Here is a 16,569-nt window from a genome sequence, read left to right as displayed (position 1 = left end):
CTTTCTTGGGTTAGTTATTTTAACGGACTTCTTTGATTGGAACGGAAGGCGGTGACGCCTGCGGAAAAAGGGGCGAGTCGAGACCCGAATGGCGAAGCTGAGGAGGCTCGGCCGCTCCTCCGCGGCAAGCATCCGCCTGCAGTGGAAATCATGGCTTTAGTCTAAGTTTATCAAAAAAAGAACGGACGCTCGATTAAATTCGAGTGTCCATTCTTTCGTAGAGACTTTTTCAGTGCCCTCTTAGAAAGTGCCGACCTTTTTCTTTCGTTCTAATTCATCCCATTGTTCGTTCGTCATCGGATACGTATGTTTGACTTGGAAAACGAGCAAAAATGAAATAACCGTGAGAAGTGTAACGAAACCAATGGCAACAATCGCACCGAGAATATCAGGTGGTATGGAAGTAACCATCGGCTGTTCCTCAGTTACAGCCGCCGTTGTTGTCATCATCGTTACGATTAACGCCGTACCAATCGACGCTGTCATCTGTCGAATCGTATTCGTTACTGCTGCCCCGTGCGGGATTAACTTAGGTGGTAATTGATTTAGACCCGCTGTATTAACTGGCATCATCACCATCGAAAACCCAAACATCCGAATCGCAAACATCGTCGCAATGAACGTGAGAGAGGTTGTCGTATCAATAAACATTAACATTGCGGTCGATATAGACATAAGTATTAGTCCTGGGATCGCAAGTGCCCTTGCACCAATCCTGTCGAAAATCCGACCTGTAATCGGCGCTAGAAAACCTGAAATAAGTGCCCCTGGTAAGATGACAAGACCTGCTTCCATCGCTGTAAATCCACGCATATTTTGTAAATACAGTGGAATAATCGTCTCTAATCCAATTAGCCCTAAAAACCCAATTGCACAGATGATGGAGGTAATCGTAAAAATACGTAGTTTGAGTACGCGCAGTTCTAGCATCGGATGTTCCATTCGCAGTTGGCGCAACACGAAGAAAAGTAACGTGACAACCCCAACGAGTAACACGACGATCGTAATTGGGCTACTCCAACCGTTATTACCTGCACTCGTGAAACCGTATAAAAGCCCACCGAACCCGACTGTTGATAAGAGAATTGAAATGGGGTCCACTTTTCTGTCTTTTTTCTCCGTCACATTACGCATCGTAAAATACGCCATCACGAGCATAATGATCGTCAGTGGCAACACGCCCCAGAATAAAAAGCGCCATTCATAATTCGAAGTTACCCACCTGAAACGGTCGGACCAATTGCCGGCGCAAAGGAAATCACAAGGCCGATATACCCCATTGCTGCTCCCCTTTTTTCAATAGGGAAAATAAGTAAAAAAAACCGTCTGCATGAGCGGCAGCATAACCCCTGCACCGATGGATTGGATCACCCTTGCAGTCATTAACGAAGGAAAACTCGTCGCTAGTCCCCCTATAAGTGTACCGAACATAAATACAATCATCGCTGTCAAAAATAATTGCCTTGTCGTAAACTTCTCAATTAGAAAAGCAGTAATCGGAATCATAATCCCATTTACTAACATAAAAATCGTCGTTAACCACTGTGCGGTATTCGCTGTAATATCCATCTCGTTCATAATTGGTGGAATGGCTGTAATCATCAACGTTTGGTTAAGCACCGCAATAAAAGAACCCGCAATTAACAACGATGCAATGAGAACACGACTATAAGGTTCCGTCTTCTCCATAGTAAAGCTCCTCGCTGAAAATCCGAAATGATGTGAGACTAATTGAAAATTATACGCCTCTTTTAGTATTTCGGCAATCGAATTATTTGCTTTTTACTACGTCACTTGTTTTGAAGATTGGACGCTTTTATATGACTAGCCTTATACATAATCGGAATTTGAACAGAAGAAAACCAGCAAACATCGTTACGTTTACTGGTCTAATCTGCGTAAGCAATATCGGAGTACATCATCTTTCATGATAAAACTATACGAACGATCCGTTCGGATCGTATCGGGGAGTTGCTGCTTTAAGACTGGACCATCGGTTTCTAAATAGGTGGCTTTTTTTTCTCGATTGTCGCAACTTCTGCGAAATAAATGTTTTTAATGACGGTTTCTGTTTTTCCCTTTACTTCATATTGCCCAACATATTCCAAGTTGTGAATACGAGCCCCTGTCTCTTCCCATACTTCACGTACAGCAGCCATTTCAGGCAGTTCACCGTCTTCGACTTTTCCACCTGGAAACTCTAGTCCTCGGTCTGAATGCTTCGTTAAGAGCCATTGATCTTTGAACTTACAAATCACCCAAACGTGTTTTGGTTCAATTGAGAAAGGCTCCCGCTCAAAAGATAGCTTCACAGCGTTATCATAGTAATCTTGGAAGTCATACATGTTGATTGTCCCTTTTCTTAATATTTAATGAGAAATAGGTCGAGTCATAATGACTTCGACCTACTCTGTTAACGGCTAAGTGGCGAACCTTTTTCTCGGTACTGTTCGTATAACGAGCGCGCCATTTGTTGTGACCAACTCGCGTTATCCGCTTTTCGATTGCGAAATTCTTCGATTAACTGATCTCCTGTATAACCATCAGCGATGAGTGAATCTAAAATGTAGTTAAACACATCTTCTTTCTTCATCGCCATCTTACTATCAATTAAAATGGCAAACCCATTTTCTAACGGGCGAGTAGAGCGAACACGACCAACCATCGTTGCAGGGTCATTATTTTCATGTGAAATGATAACTTCCATCATGACGTCCGTTTCATTGTTCAATAAGTCTTCAAACAACGTTTTTGCCGTCTCATCTACAACAGCTTCAACGAGCCACCAACCTTCCTCTTCGCGGTTAATGACAAGTCCTTCTCTCATGTTAATCCGTTCTTCCTCAGGTTCAACGTCTTTTTCTAATAATAGTCGTAAACCTTTGAGACGAAATGTCTTCACATTTATCACTTCCGTTACTGAATTGGTCATCATGATGAGCTCGTTCTTTTATTGCTCGTGTTTGGTCAAGCCATTGCAAAAATTGTACTTCTTCTCCAGTGAGTGCTCGCTTTAATTCGACTTCAAACTCTTCGGACAGTGTTGGAACAAACTTTTGAGCATTCATGTAGAATCGTCCCCTTTTACCGAATTCTATGCAAGTCCCATTTATCCTCATATTCACATGTTCTCGTTATAACAAATCAATTCGCTCTTCCTCTATAGTCTATTGAGCTATTTCGATAAACATGCTAGATTTCCTTTTTTTTATAACCTTTTGTAGGATTACTAAGGTTGTTGTAGACGGTCATACGCTTGTTTCAAGCGATTTAACCCTTCTTCGACATGGCTTCTCGGGCAAGCAAGGTTCATTCGTGCGAATCCAGAACCCGGTTTTCCAAACGTATGCCCATCGTTCAATGCGAGTCTCGCTTCTTCTCTCAACCATTGCTGTAACGCTTGGTCATCCATACCTAATTGCCTAAAGTCCATCCATAGTAAATACGTTGCATCTGGATCAACAAAGTCAATCTTTGGCATTTCTTCTTGTAGTCGCTTTTCTGCGTAATCAATATTGTCCCGAACGTACGCTAACATATTCGTAAGCCACGGCTCTCCTTCACGGTAAGCCGCTTCAGCTGCTGCTGAAGAGTATGGATTGCCAATTCCAGTGAAGTTCTGGCGCATACTAAGTTCTAGCTTCTGTTGAAGTTCACGTTGATTGGAGATGACATAAGACAATTGCAATGCTGCTAAATTAAACGTTTTACTCGGTGCCATACACGTTGCGACTTGAAGATCGGCAACTGCTTCTAATGAAGCAAACGGTACATGGTTCCCTCGGAACGTAATATCACTATGAATTTCATCTGACACAATGATTACGTCATATTGTTTTGCTAGAACAGCAATTTTCGTTAATTCTTCTTTGTTCCACATTCTTCCACCCGGGTTATGAGGGTTACAAAGAATGAGCATCTTCGCGCCTGATTTCATCTTCTCTTCAAGATCATCAAAGTCAATCTCATACGTGCCATTACGCTCAACTAGTTCGTTCTCAAGTAATGTGCGACGGTTCGTGTTGACGAGCGCAAAAAAACGGATAATAGACAGGTGGCTGGACGATAATTCCGTCACCTTCTTCTGTCAGAACACTTATAAGTTGATGAATTGCAGGCACGACACCTGGCGTAAAAGTAATATCCTCTTGATGGATGGTCCACTCAAACCGCTTGTCCATCCATTCAACAATCGCTTCTCGTAAAGAAGCTGGAGGAAAATGATAACCAAATACGCCGTGTTCAGTTACATTGTGTAAAGCCTTTTGCACGACTTCTGGAACTTTAAAGTCCATATCAGCGACCCACATCGGCCATAAGTCATCGGATTTATATCGCTCTTTGAGCGCGTCCCATTTCATCGAGTTCGTTTGTTTACGATCAATAATCTCATCAAAGTTCAACGTGTTGTCAGCTCCTTGTCCTACTTTCCTACATTGTACTGTACCTTTATTGATTCAGCAAAGATGAGAATTTAGTAGTCGTCAACCGTCAACATAGAAAATTAAGTCGGTGAAGGTCACCAATGTAGGGATTTCACTGATTTTCTCTTAAAACAGGGTCAAAACCCCCATCATAAACGAGTTTAAGATGAAGATTTTAGGGCTCCCTGCTCAATCCTTTTACAATAGAAAAAAACGAGGAAGTTACTCCTCGTCAGATTGTCGAAAAAGTGCTGTTCTTATATAAATGAAGTAGAGAGTTATTGAACTTGTAGATTTTAAAGTATTGAAGTTATACTTTTTACTTTTGCTTTTGTAAACTCAATATGCCGAATAATAGCGGCTGTCGTGGCGAAGACGCCTGCGGCGGCTGCAAAGCAGGTTGGTTCGACACCATTGCTATAAGCAATGGCTGTTGAACTTCCTTTATTCGTTAGCCGAAGATCATCGTGCGAAGCACGATAGCTGAGCAACGCCCGCGGCAAGCGTAGCCACAGAAGCCGCTTACTCATTTACTAGTACACTTTTGGTCCGTTTAGGTTTCTCAACAGCCTGACGAGGAAGTTACTCCTCGTTTTCTTATCATTTAATCTTTGTGGCGAATCATTCGAATGATTTCACCAGGGGTCACATTCTTACCGGACATGAGCATTGCCGTGCGGTAGACCTTACCCGCCGCGTTCATCATTAGCCATACGAAGACGACTAACACGAGTAATGAAATGACAATTTCTAAGACTGGCAGTTCATCAAGCATGACAATTCGAACGATCATCGCAGCAGACGCACTGAACGGGAAGTAACTTGCAACGATTGAGACAATGCCATTTGGATCAGATATGAACACCCATACGAGTGCAAATGGTAAAAATGGCAACATCATCATCATCCCTGTTAAGTTGCTCGCTGTACTTGCGTCTTCCATCGTAGCTCCTAGTGCGACATACATGGATGCAAACAGCAGATAACCGAGGACGGCATACAGCAGATACAATAACGTGATTGGCGTAAACAAGTGTTCAATAATCGTAAAGTCGCTAAAGATTTCAGCGAACGGAATGACAAGCAATAACCAGACGGCGACTTGGGCCATCCCAACGACAAAGTACCCTAAAATCTTTCCTTGCATTAATTGATTAGCACTGACGGAGGAGAGTAATGTTTCCGCCATTTTGTCTTTCTTCTCTTGCATTGAGCTGTTTAATGTCATCATACCGGTCATAATAATGCTTAATAAAACGATCCCAGCAAACGCTGCAGGAATGATATCTTCTAACCATTCATTCCCATCACCACTGCTACTGATCGTTTGAACAGGAACTGAGGTAGATAGAACGAGTTCACGTTCTGCTTGCTCGACTCCCACTTGTTCAAGTTGAGTGCTTTGTAATAACTGTTCAACTTCAGTTCGAATCACCATCGTAGGACTTGTGTATTCTTCTGAAACGACAAGGGTTGCATTCGTTGGGTCTTCAATATGTACGTATGCAATCGCTTCTACTGCCGCGCGTTCTTCAAGTTCTGAGACAGGACCGTCAAATAATTCATAATGAGCAACCTCAGCCTCAGCTAAAGCAATATCTTGGAAAGACTGAACAGCTTCTTCGTCTCCTGTAACATAGACTGGAATTTCATGATCGGCTGAAGAGCCCTCACCCATCTCAGTCATATCTGGTTCGTCATTCCCACCTACAAGTGACCCTATAAAAAGGAAAAATAGAAAGATTGCTGGTGTCACGAAAGTCGAGATAATAAATGTTTTGTTTTGCAAGTTACGCTTGATTTCCCATTTGGCGACTTTTAGTTTTTTGTTTCTCATGAACCTTCTCCTTTCGCAATGGAGACAAAGATATCGTGCAATGATTTCCGATCAATATGAAGTTCATCCCAGTGTAAATCATCTGGAAAGCTACGGATATACGATAACGGATGAACATCTTGATGGAAGTGAATCGTCGTCTGATTCCCTTCGACTTCAACTCTCTCCACTCGCTCATCTTCATTAAATGGATACGTAGTGTCTGTATTTACTAACACACATTTATAATTGGAGAATTGCTCTTTGATGTTGTTAACCGTATCATAAACAACCTTCTCGCCTTTATGAATGAGGAAAATTTCATCACATAACCGTTCAACGATGTTCATTTGGTGTGCAGATAATAAGATCGCTGTACCGTTGTCAGCTAATGCTTGAATTTCCTCTTTGAATACGTCTTGGCTTACCGGGTCTAACCCTGAAAATGGCTCATCTAAAATCAAAAATTCTGGCTCATGAATAATTGCACCGATGAACTGAACCTTTTGAGCCATTCCTTTAGAAAGCTCTTCAATCTTCGACTTCTCATGACCTTCTAAACCGAAGCGAACGAGTAAATCAAGCGCCCGTTGTTTGGCTTTCTCTTTGTCATAATCTTTGAGATCGGCCAAATAAAGAATAACGTCCATTACTTTTTCATTCTTATACAACCCACGCTCTTCAGGTAAAAAAACCGATACGCGAGCGTGGAATTTTCTCATTACTTTCAAGATGATAGATCACTTCACCTTCATCAGGAATCATAATTCCCATCAACATCCGAATCATCGTCGACTTACCTGCTCCGTTTGGACCAAGAATCCCTGTTATTTTGCCTCGGCTGACAGATAGCGATAAATCGTTTACTGCCTTTTTCGTACGAAAGCTTTTTTTGACGTTTTTTTATGTCTACGACGACTTCATTCATGCGCTCACCCCAGTTTTTAATATGTGCGGAATCGATTCATGTAACTTTAGACTTTGACTTTTAATAATCATAACACCTCGTTCTGTGAGCCAAGCTTTTGTTGCTTCTGCATCTTGAGTGATAATTTCTTGTGTGCGTGTGCTACTAACAGATACAACTCCTGGTGCTTGACTAATGCCTTGTACACGTTCTTCAATCCAAATGCGTTGCCAACGTCGTTGAAGTTCATCTTTTTCCACACGTCCACTTAACGTTCCGTCCTGTAAAATAGAAATATAATCAGCGAGACGTTGGACCTCATCTGCAATATGTGTTGCAAGCACAATCGCATGATCGTCACTTGCTTCCATATGTTGAAGTAATAGACGGTCAAGGATCTGTTGTCCTTCCATATCAAGACCTGTGTACGGTTCATCTAACATGAGCAGTGGAGTATCTCTCGACAATTGCAATGCTAGCATTGATTTTTGTTTCATACCAATGGACATTCGTTGTAGGTGTTTATTCATCGGTAGATTGAATTGCTTAATGAGCGCTTGAAATCGATCTTCGCGCCACATAGAGTCATGTGTCTTGTGCAAGTTATGAAGAATTCTTAATGTGAACGTTTCTAACTCTGTCACCGTTTGTGGGATATACGAGAACTGCTCTTTTCCTTTTAATGACGACACCGGATGACCATTGATCGTCACAGACCCTTTACCAGGGTAATCCCCTGACATTGCCTCAAACAACGTTGTTTTCCTACACCATTGTTTCCTATGATCGTATGTACGGTTCCACGCTCAACGTCTAAATTGATTGATTCTAACCGTTTTTCGCCCATTCTTCTCGTTAGTCCTCTCACTTTAAGCATCGTATTCCTCCTTTATGATCGTTAAGAACAGTTCTTTTACCTCAGTTTCTGAATACTCATGTTGCTTCGCAATTTGTACGGCGCGCTTCGCAGCATCGTGGACCGTTTTAAACTTTTGCGTTGATTTTTCTTTCGTATCAATCTGTTGCACAAACGTTCCCTTCCCTCGTACGGTTTTAATGTAGCCTCGTTGCTCTAAATTCTGATACGCCCGTCTCGTCGTAATCACACTACAACCGAGTTGAGAAGCAAGTGCACGAATGGAAGGCAAAGCAGTCTCTGCAAGCAGATGCTCCGAGACGATTAACGTCATAATTTGCTCTTCAATCTGATGATAGATCGGTTCTTGACGTTCTTCATTAATTTCAATCGGTAACGACATCTGCTCCCTCCTTTTCGTGAATCTTTCTAAATCCAACGATCAATACCAATGCGATGACGATGAAGCCGAACAAGAGACTACAAAGAACCGTAATGAGCGGATTCGTTGCTACTGAATCAGTAATAAAAAAAGTAAAAGTAAGAACCTTGTTGCATAAACGTAAAGGAACCAAATCCAACGTATAGCACAACGATAATCACCAAGTAATAAAAGTATCCGATCCCAAGCGCCCTCGGACCAAATAGCGGAAATACCGCTGTAATCGTTGCTACTGAACTTAGAGCTAACCACGTTAGAATAAGCGGTAAAAAGTAATCCATTAAATGAATCTCTTTAAAAACATGAATAACCGTACCAATAAAAGGTGCCATCCACATAAATAATAACGTAATTATTATATTTGAGACGAAAAGCTGCTTCTCGCTTACGGGAAGTCGCCTCATGTACATTTTTCTCGTGATCCCCATTCCGACTGTAAACGAAGGAAATATGACGAGAGGAGTAATAATAAATAAGAACTCCAAAACATACGCGAGTAATGAATAGGAGTCCGCATTCCCCTCCGAAAAAATTGAAAACATTGCACCGTAGGCAACGTACCAAATCATCGTCGTTGCCCAACCCCAAGGTAAAATGGATGACATACTTGATTTCATCAAGAAAAGTGTTGTTTTCATTCATCAACACCTCGCTTTCTTAATTTGCTAACCCCACGCTTTAATACAATTACAGTAATTAACATACTGAAGAGTAACGCAAATCCAATGGCTAAGAACGGCTCACTACTAGCAAATGTCACAGTTGCTTGCAATGATGACACGGTCGTACCGGTAAAGGAGTAAACAAGAAGTTGAACAATTCCATAAACAATTAAAAACACAAAAGCCTGTAAATATTCCTTTTTCCATGAGTTCTTATAATACTTCCGAAAGCTTTTCTCAGAGCCTTCATTTAAGACAATGGCAATTGAACTTAAACCGATGCTAAACCAAAGGAGAACAAACGCTACATGTTGAAGCGTTCCAAATTCAAGTTGCTGATTGTTCAAAGACCAGACGATCACCGAGAAAAGTAGTACGGCGAGAATCATCACCCGGGCAATATTTGCAACCACACGGCTATAAAAGAGCTTTCGTTCTAATATTGGGAACCGTCTCGCATATCGGTATACTGACGTTTGAATCAGTCCAGTTCTTTCATTATCTTTATAGCTTTGTTCAGATAAGGTCATGATTGCTGAATAAAAAACGATAATAAGTAAAAAAAATCAAATCAAACCCTAACGGCAGACCTTCTCGTAATACAAACGAAGCACCAAAACCTAATACTGGAACCAAGATTATAAACATAATAATACTAAAAACTGAAATGTGTCTCATCTCAAACCACGCTAGTTGCCAGACTTGCTTCATCATCAATCACCCCATTTATACTGTTCATGTGTTTATATCTATATACACAGTATAACACTAACGATGATGACACAAGACTATTTTCAAACTTTTTTTAATAAAACGTTCTTAAAATATAAAAAAAGCCCACTCAACGCGTACGTTGAATGGACTTTACATGTTCATCAAAAGATCATCATACCGGCAATTGCACCGTTCATCAGGTTCGCAAGAATTGCTGCCAAGAGGGCACGAGGACCGTACTTCGCAATGTCACCACGACGGCTCGGAACGAGTGCTCCAAGACCACCAATTAGAATGGCAACGGTTCCAATGTTTGCGAAACCACACAATGCAAATGTTGCGATTGCAATAATACGCGGATCTGTAATTGCACCGCTTGCAATGGCTTCATTTAGAGTTCCAAAAGCAATAAATTCGTTGAGGATTGTCTTTTCACCGATCATCTGCCAATGAGTGGAGCTTGTTCCCAAGGAACACCAATCAAGAAAGCAAATGGGGCAAATACATATCCCATAATGAGTTCTAACGTTAAGCTTTCATTAAATACACCAAGACCAATGTTAACAAGACCGACGAGGGAAACGAATGCTAGAACCATTGCACCAATGTTAAGTGCTAATTTCAAACCGTCTGTCGTTCCTTTAGCTGCTGCATCCACAACGTTCGTAACATCAGAGTCTCTTTCAATTTTGATCTTCTCTTGTGTTTCAGGTGTTTCAGTTTCTGGGATTACAATCTTAGCCATAACAATCCCGGCAGGTGCTGCCATAAAACTGGCTACAATTAGAAATCCTGGATCAGTTCCCATTGAAACGAGACCTGCTAAAACAGAACCTGCTACTGTACCTAAACCGACCGTCATGACCGTAAACAACTCTGAACGAGTCATATTCGCTAAGTACGGCTTAATTGATAGTGGTGATTCTGTAACTCCTACGAAGATATTTGCTGTCGCTGCCACTGACTCTGCTCGACTAAGTCCAAGCACTTTAGAAACGACAAGTCCTAACGTGTTAACGACTAACGGCATGACACCGATGTACCAAAGAATTCCCATAAATGCTGCAAAGAAAATGATGACAGAAAGTACGTTAATAAAGAAGACATGTCCACCGACAGTCTGCTCTAAGCCACCAAATAAGAAACCAATCCCTTCATTGGCTGCGCCAAGCATCCCGACGACAACTCCACTAATCCATTGGAGTGCCTCTTGACCTCCTGTCCAACTTAAAAAGATCGCACCAGTGAGTATTTGGATCGCTAATGCACCAAGTACTGTGCGGAAATTAATCGCTTTCTTTTCAAGAGATAATAAGTATGCGAGGCCCATTAAAACGATAATTGCCCCAAGCCCCCAAAGAATATTAATTAAAATATCCATTGCAGTACCTCCCCATAGTTATATTACATCCGATTCGTTCCCAAACCACTATTAACAGTATCATCGAAAGTTGTCGACCGCAATATATTATGGACAATTCCTTAATTAACTATGTCAGATTTTGTACGAATACGATAAAAAAATGTCATTCGATTTCACTTAACGTGATGTTCGCTCTTCAGCAAGCGTTACGATATCCTTCTCCGTTTGCGTCTCCGGATACACACCTGGTACGGGTGTAGACTTGCCCGATTGATCAATGGCAACCATTGTTAAAAACGACGTTGTTGTCGTTTTCACTTCTTGCGTTAATGGATTCTCAACACTTACATGGACATAAATGAGCATTGAAGATCTTCCTGTAGATGCGACCCATGCTTCAACGTTAACAATCTCACCTTTTTGAACAGACGCATGGAAATCAACACTATCAACAGAAGCTGTCACGACAATTTCACTAGAATGTCGCATCGCACAGATTGCAGCGGCTTCGTCGATATATGCCAATATGTTACCACCAAATATCGTGTTCAAATGGTTCGTATCTTGCGGACTAACGAGGTGGGTTTGTAGCGTATGAGAATGTCCCATTGCTCTTGATGTTGGTTTACTCATCGTTCATATTCATCCTTACTTTTTCCTCTAGTATATCTCGGTTAGGTTTATTAGTTCTAGTAAAAACTTCCAACATGTTATACTAGGTATAATTAATTATAGAAGAAAGGGAGTTTTATGCATGTCCTATTTCCGATATGCTTCCTTATTATCATTCCTTATAATCCTCGTTGCATGCACAGATCGTGAAGAACAAGATACAGAAATTCCTGATGAAAGTGAAGAAACAGTCGAACATGACGAGCAAGCTGTCGAAATTCTAACTGAGGCGATTTCGTTTTATGATGAACTAAGTGGACTTTATGTTGAACGGGAGCACGTTATCGATGTGGAAGATGGTGGGCGACAAGCATTAGAATATGAATGGATGTTTGCTCTTGAAGACGATGAGCCACAACAGTTCCGCCATGAAGTGCACCATTTTGATCAGCTAAGCCAAGAGGACAACGAAGAAACTACTGTTCAAGTAACGTTTACGAGTTTAGAACAAGATGGTTATATCGTTGAATATACGAGCGATACAAATGAAGGATTTACATACCCTAATCGTCAAGCAAGAGAAACGTACGTTGCCGTTCCAATGTATGAGCATGCGCTGGAACATGCGCAGCTTTCGTATGGTGGCGAAGAGGAAGTCGGAGATTATAACACGCATCACATTATCGTCACTGAAGACCAACACCGTACCCATTATTGGTTCGACCAAGAAACGTTTTTCGAAGTTCAATCACAATATGAATACAATGCTGAAAATGAATCCGATGACGAAGTACAGAACTTAAATGACGGTAGACGCGTCGTTGAGTATACAATTGATCCGGAATTTGATGAATCGTTATTTGAAGTGCCAAGTGATGTCACCATCGAACAACAAGAAGAATAACGTAATGAAAGGGCTGCAATGGAGATTGCAGCCCTTTCATTCAATTAGCACCTTGGAATTTAACGTGTCTCTTGCCCGACATAAGGTGTGATATCTACATTTAAGTTATCCGCTAGGGTCTTTCCTAATTGTTCGTCTGCTCGATACATGTTGCAAATGAGCTTCAAGACGACTTGTTCGTTCTTCACTTGACTCCACTCATCCGTTAACGTACGAATAATTTGCTTTTGCTTCTCTTCATCAAACCGCGATATAGTTCGCCTGGTTGACGAAAATCATCCGCTTTTTCGGTTTTATTACGTCCAGCAACGGCGTTGTCAGGCAACGGTTGGTCAAATTCTAGTTCTTCATCTGACTCTTGAAGTCCTTCTTCACTCGGCTCATAATTCACTGAGCTAGTTGGCTGGAACTTCGGATTTGCCATGACACCATCTTGAGTGTTATTGTTCGTTTGAGCAAATGGACAGTTAATTGGCAATTGTAAATAGTTCGCGCCAATACGGTAACGTTGCGTATCTGAGTAAGAGAAAATTCGACCTTGCAACATCTTATCTTCCGAAGCTTGAATTCCAGGAACGAGGACGCCCGGGTTAAACCCAACTTGCTCCGTTTCAGAGAATACGTTCTCAGGGTTTTTATTCAAGATCATCGTACCGACGTGCTCATAAGGGAAATCTTCTTCTGGCCAATCTTTCGTCGCATCTAATGGATCGAAATAAAACGAATCCAAGTCAGCTGGATCAAGGCGTTGAATATATAAATCCCATTCCGGGTAATCACCATTTTCAATATGCTCGTATAAATCACGAGTCGCATGGTTAAATTCTTCTCCTTGAATCTCTTTCACCTCATCTGGTGACAAGCCTTCAATGCCTGCTTTTGGGACCCAACGATACTTTACATACGTCGTATTCCCATGAGCATTAATCCACTTGAATGCGTGGACACTTGATCCACGAAGATGTCGATACGAACGTGGAATTCCTTCATCATTAAAGAGGTGAAGTTGCATGTTCGTCGTCTCAGGGCTATTCGCCATAAAATCCCAATAGCGATTCGGGTCTTGAAGATTCGTCGTAGGATCTGGCTTTAACGAGTGAATAACATCTGGGAACTTAATGGCATCACGGATAAAGAATACCGGCAAATTGTTTCCTACGAAATCATAGTTTCCTTCTTCTGTATAGAATTTAATGGAGAATCCACGTGGGTCTCGCAATGTCTCTGGAGAATGATGCCCATGAATTACTGTTGAAAATCTAGCAAATACGGGCGTTTCTTGTCCTTCTTTTTGTAGAAAGTGTGCTTTCGTATAGCGCTTTTGGCTTTTCTTTGTAACAAACACACCGTGCGCACCCGCTCCACGTGCATGAACGACACGCTCGGGTACTTTTTCGCGGTCAAAATGGGCGAGCTTCTCTACTAAGTGATAATCTTCGAGTAATGTAGGACCTCGCTACCAGCCGTTCTTGAGTTTTGGTTGTCAGGTACAGGTACACCTTGATTTGTTGTTAAACGTTTTGACAAACTAATCCCCTCCATGCATCTATCATGCTATGTTTATTACAGGCACCACTTCGGTGTCCACATAGTCAGCTATAGAGAACGAGATACCCTTTATCTTTTTTTTATAAAACGTTTTAAGGATTGTTTTTTTGAAAATGTCACACCTTCCTTGTATAAGAGGAAACGGAAAGTGTTATGATGGTGAAAACTAATAGATTTATTCCTAAGAGGTGAGAGGTTTTGGCTAAAAATCGTAAGCAAACAAAAACGAACAAAGCCCCAATGAAATTTCTCGTAGCAATTACAGCACTACTCGTCGTTGTCATGGGGGCCTTACTATTCGTCGTTAATAGTGATGGAGCAGTAATTCGGCAAATGTTCACGAAGGGGCTCCACCAGTTGATGAGCAACCGACATACGGGGATGAAAATGCGACAGTTTCTGTCATTGAGTTTGGAGACTACAAATGTCCGGCATGTGGAACTTGGGACCGCGAAGTATTCCCGGAACTTCAAGCAGACTATCTCGACTCTGGTGACGTTTCTTATTCCTATGTAAATTACCTAGGTTTCCGTGAAGAATCATTAGTGTCTTCTCTAGCTAGTCACAAAGTTCATAATGATGCGAGCGATGATGAATTTTGGGATTTCCACCATGCACTCATGCAAACCGCTGGTGTACAAGGTTCAACAATCGGGATCGATGAAGTGCTCGCAGTAGCTGAAGAAACAGCGCCTAGCGTCGATCAAGATGAACTCCGTGAATCCATCGAACAACAAGAATATATGTCCGAAATTGAGCGAGAGCATGAGATGATTGAAGAGTTTGATGTAACAGGCACACCGACAATCTTTGTAAATGACGTTGAAGTTAGTGATCCGTTTGATTACGATGCAATCTCAGAAATTATTGAAGAACAATTAGAGAATGCGTCATGACTAGATCTTCAATTTTCCTTTATGTTGCTTGGGTGATCTCACTCATCGCAACAGGAGGAAGCCTGTTTTATAGCATCGGCTTAGGGTTTGTTCCATGTGACATGTGTTGGTACCAACGCATCGCAATGTATCCGCTAGCGATTATTCTCGGTATCGCAACGTTTCGATCAGACTTTAACATCCGATGGTACGCATTGCCGTTTAGCATTATTGGAGCGGTCATGGCTGCGTATCATTATGCTTTACAAAAGATTCCTGGTTTTGGGAGTGTAACCCCTTGTCAATCGGGAGTTCCTTGTAACGCTGAATATATGAACGTACTTGGATTTATTACGATTCCGTTCCAAGCACTCGTTGCTTTTCTTTTAATTACTGTATTATTATTTTTAGCAAAACCGAAACACAACTAGAAAGGTAGGGGGCACATTTGGCTCAACAACTTTTAAAGGCATTCGTCATCACATCCGCCTTGTTCGTACTTGCAAGTTGCGGAAATCTAGATCAAGACGAGCCGTCCCCAACTGATTCGACCGATGAGATTGATGAAGTTGAAGAACCAACACCTGAAGCAAGTGCCGAAACTGACCCGTGGTCAATCGACGCGGAGCATTGCACACAAACAGAGACGGTTGATGGACAAGAAGTCATTCAAAATCCAGATAACGTAGCCGTCCTCGTTAATTATGAGTACGCATTACCTGAAGGATACGAACCAGAAGATCTTGTCGTCCCAGATGTTACGTTTTCGTTTGACGAAGATGTCGAAAAGCGCTACTTACGTGAACCTGCAGCGATCGCACTCGAATCCTTATTCGAAGCTGCGGTTGAAGACGATATTCACCTTTTTGCAGTGTCAGGATACCGTTCTTACGATCGTCAAGATGCCATCTTCTCAAACGCCGCAGCAGAACGAGGAGAAGACATCGCAAGTGAAACGATTGCTTATCCCGGAAACAGCGAACATCAAACCGGCCTAGCCATGGACGTGTCTAGTGAAAGCAATAATTTCTTACTCAGCGAAGCTTTTGGAGATACCCCTGAAGGGCAATGGGTAGAAGAAAATGCACACAAGCACGGATATATTATCCGCTACGAAGAACATAAAGTTGATGTAACAGGCATTAGCTATGAACCGTGGCACCTTCGTTATGTCGGCGAAGAGATCGCTACAATGATGGTTGAGCACGACTTAACATTAGAAGAGTTTTTCGAAAAAGCAACCGCAATCTAAAATCGACAGCTAACCCCCTCCAAAGTAGGCTTGGAGGGGGTTTTTCTTTGAAAGGCGAGGGAGATTGGTAATGAAACTGTGGCTTTTTCAACTCTTACTACTGTCTGGAGAAGCCAGGAAGCAGGCTCTTTGACTCAGCTTGCTGTATTGCGCGCTGCGCTTGCTACACCCCTGCCTGCGCTTGCTACATCTCT

At 41.8% G+C, this 16,569-nt stretch carries 16 protein-coding genes and 5 pseudogenes; 5 read left to right on the top strand and 16 right to left on the bottom strand.

Going from position 1 to position 16,569, the window contains the following annotated elements; translation table 11 throughout:
• Window positions 1-240: 240 nt before the first annotated feature.
• From JCM19055_RS15430 to JCM19055_RS15360, 15 genes and pseudogenes are all read right to left on the bottom strand, one after another.
• Window positions 241-1,602: pseudogene (locus tag JCM19055_RS15430) on the bottom strand (MDR family MFS transporter).
• A gap of 279 nt (window positions 1,603-1,881) precedes the next feature.
• Window positions 1,882-2,345: pseudogene (ytkD, locus tag JCM19055_RS15425) on the bottom strand (RNA deprotection pyrophosphohydrolase).
• A 68-nt stretch (window positions 2,346-2,413) separates the two neighbouring features.
• The gene (locus tag JCM19055_RS15420; protein WP_193745173.1) at window positions 2,414-2,902 is read right to left on the bottom strand and encodes a YwpF family protein; all 489 of its coding nucleotides are present in this window, start codon (window positions 2,900-2,902) and stop codon (window positions 2,414-2,416) included.
• Window positions 2,850-3,068, bottom strand: a complete 219-nt coding sequence (locus JCM19055_RS27520; protein ID WP_042360347.1) for a hypothetical protein — start codon at window positions 3,066-3,068, stop codon at window positions 2,850-2,852. The genes JCM19055_RS15420 and JCM19055_RS27520 overlap by 53 nt, the downstream gene beginning before the upstream one ends.
• A 161-nt stretch (window positions 3,069-3,229) precedes the next feature.
• On the bottom strand, window positions 3,230-4,078 hold the full coding sequence (locus JCM19055_RS24305; protein WP_152549923.1) for a MalY/PatB family protein: 849 nt from the start codon (window positions 4,076-4,078) through the stop codon (window positions 3,230-3,232).
• The gene (locus JCM19055_RS24300; protein ID WP_052366416.1) at window positions 3,999-4,403 is read right to left on the bottom strand and encodes an aminotransferase class I/II-fold pyridoxal phosphate-dependent enzyme; all 405 of its coding nucleotides are present in this window, start codon (window positions 4,401-4,403) and stop codon (window positions 3,999-4,001) included. The genes JCM19055_RS24305 and JCM19055_RS24300 overlap by 80 nt, the downstream gene beginning before the upstream one ends.
• A 317-nt stretch (window positions 4,404-4,720) precedes the next feature.
• Window positions 4,721-4,915: a hypothetical protein gene (locus tag JCM19055_RS15405; protein ID WP_152549922.1), complete on the bottom strand. Its 195-nt coding sequence runs from the start codon at window positions 4,913-4,915 to the stop codon at window positions 4,721-4,723.
• Window positions 4,916-5,028: 113 nt separating this feature from the next.
• Window positions 5,029-6,261, bottom strand: coding sequence for an ABC transporter permease (locus JCM19055_RS15400; protein WP_042360345.1), 1,233 nt, complete (start codon window positions 6,259-6,261; stop codon window positions 5,029-5,031).
• A pseudogene (locus JCM19055_RS15395) lies at window positions 6,258-7,062 on the bottom strand (ABC transporter ATP-binding protein). Before JCM19055_RS15395 ends, JCM19055_RS15400 begins: the two are co-directional and overlap by 4 nt.
• Window positions 7,063-7,164: 102 nt before the next feature.
• Window positions 7,165-7,902: an ATP-binding cassette domain-containing protein gene (locus JCM19055_RS15390; protein WP_081833752.1), complete on the bottom strand. Its 738-nt coding sequence runs from the start codon at window positions 7,900-7,902 to the stop codon at window positions 7,165-7,167.
• Window positions 7,903-8,016: 114 nt separating this feature from the next.
• Window positions 8,017-8,406, bottom strand: a complete 390-nt coding sequence (locus JCM19055_RS15385; protein WP_042360343.1) for a GntR family transcriptional regulator — start codon at window positions 8,404-8,406, stop codon at window positions 8,017-8,019.
• Window positions 8,407-8,522: 116 nt separating this feature from the next.
• Window positions 8,523-9,083: a hypothetical protein gene (locus JCM19055_RS15380; RefSeq protein ID WP_042360342.1), complete on the bottom strand. Its 561-nt coding sequence runs from the start codon at window positions 9,081-9,083 to the stop codon at window positions 8,523-8,525.
• A complete protein-coding gene (locus tag JCM19055_RS15375; RefSeq protein ID WP_042360341.1) occupies window positions 9,080-9,637 on the bottom strand; it encodes a hypothetical protein in 558 nt (185 codons plus the stop codon). Before JCM19055_RS15375 ends, JCM19055_RS15380 begins: the two co-directional genes overlap by 4 nt.
• 345 nt (window positions 9,638-9,982) lie before the next feature.
• Window positions 9,983-11,151 (bottom strand): annotated as a pseudogene (locus JCM19055_RS15365) (NupC/NupG family nucleoside CNT transporter).
• 210 nt (window positions 11,152-11,361) lie between these two features.
• Window positions 11,362-11,817 carry an acyl-CoA thioesterase gene (locus JCM19055_RS15360; RefSeq protein WP_042360339.1) on the bottom strand — a complete coding sequence of 152 codons (456 nt, stop codon included), beginning with the start codon at window positions 11,815-11,817 and terminating at the stop codon, window positions 11,362-11,364.
• A 121-nt stretch (window positions 11,818-11,938) separates the two neighbouring features.
• On the opposite strand from JCM19055_RS15360, the gene JCM19055_RS15355 reads away from it, so the two are divergent.
• Window positions 11,939-12,700 carry a hypothetical protein gene (locus tag JCM19055_RS15355; protein ID WP_042360338.1) on the top strand — a complete coding sequence of 254 codons (762 nt, stop codon included), beginning with the start codon at window positions 11,939-11,941 and terminating at the stop codon, window positions 12,698-12,700.
• 59 nt (window positions 12,701-12,759) lie between these two features.
• Here the strand turns inward: JCM19055_RS15355 and JCM19055_RS15350 are convergent.
• A pseudogene (locus tag JCM19055_RS15350) lies at window positions 12,760-14,242 on the bottom strand (catalase).
• 204 nt (window positions 14,243-14,446) lie between these two features.
• Here JCM19055_RS15350 and JCM19055_RS15345 point away from each other — a divergent pair.
• From JCM19055_RS15345 to JCM19055_RS15330, 4 genes are read left to right on the top strand one after another with little or no spacing between them, the layout of a single operon-like run.
• On the top strand, window positions 14,447-14,764 hold the full coding sequence (locus tag JCM19055_RS15345) for a hypothetical protein (RefSeq protein ID WP_042360337.1): 318 nt from the start codon (window positions 14,447-14,449) through the stop codon (window positions 14,762-14,764).
• Complete coding sequence (locus tag JCM19055_RS15340; RefSeq protein WP_081833751.1) at window positions 14,653-15,144, top strand: thioredoxin domain-containing protein; 492 nt, start codon at window positions 14,653-14,655, stop codon at window positions 15,142-15,144. The genes JCM19055_RS15345 and JCM19055_RS15340 overlap by 112 nt, the downstream gene beginning before the upstream one ends.
• A complete protein-coding gene (locus tag JCM19055_RS15335; protein ID WP_042360335.1) occupies window positions 15,141-15,554 on the top strand; it encodes a disulfide oxidoreductase in 414 nt (137 codons plus the stop codon). The genes JCM19055_RS15340 and JCM19055_RS15335 overlap by 4 nt, the downstream gene beginning before the upstream one ends.
• A gap of 17 nt (window positions 15,555-15,571) precedes the next feature.
• The gene (locus JCM19055_RS15330) at window positions 15,572-16,375 is read left to right on the top strand and encodes a M15 family metallopeptidase (protein ID WP_081833750.1); all 804 of its coding nucleotides are present in this window, start codon (window positions 15,572-15,574) and stop codon (window positions 16,373-16,375) included.
• Window positions 16,376-16,569 lie beyond the last annotated feature (194 nt).

Origin of the sequence: Geomicrobium sp. JCM 19055, assembly GCF_000698185.1 — a bacterium.
Classification (GTDB): Bacteria; Bacillota; Bacilli; order Bacillales; family Marinococcaceae; genus Geomicrobium_A; species Geomicrobium_A sediminis.
Note: the sequence above shows the minus strand (reverse complement) of the source record. Positions and strands in the feature narration are given on the sequence as shown.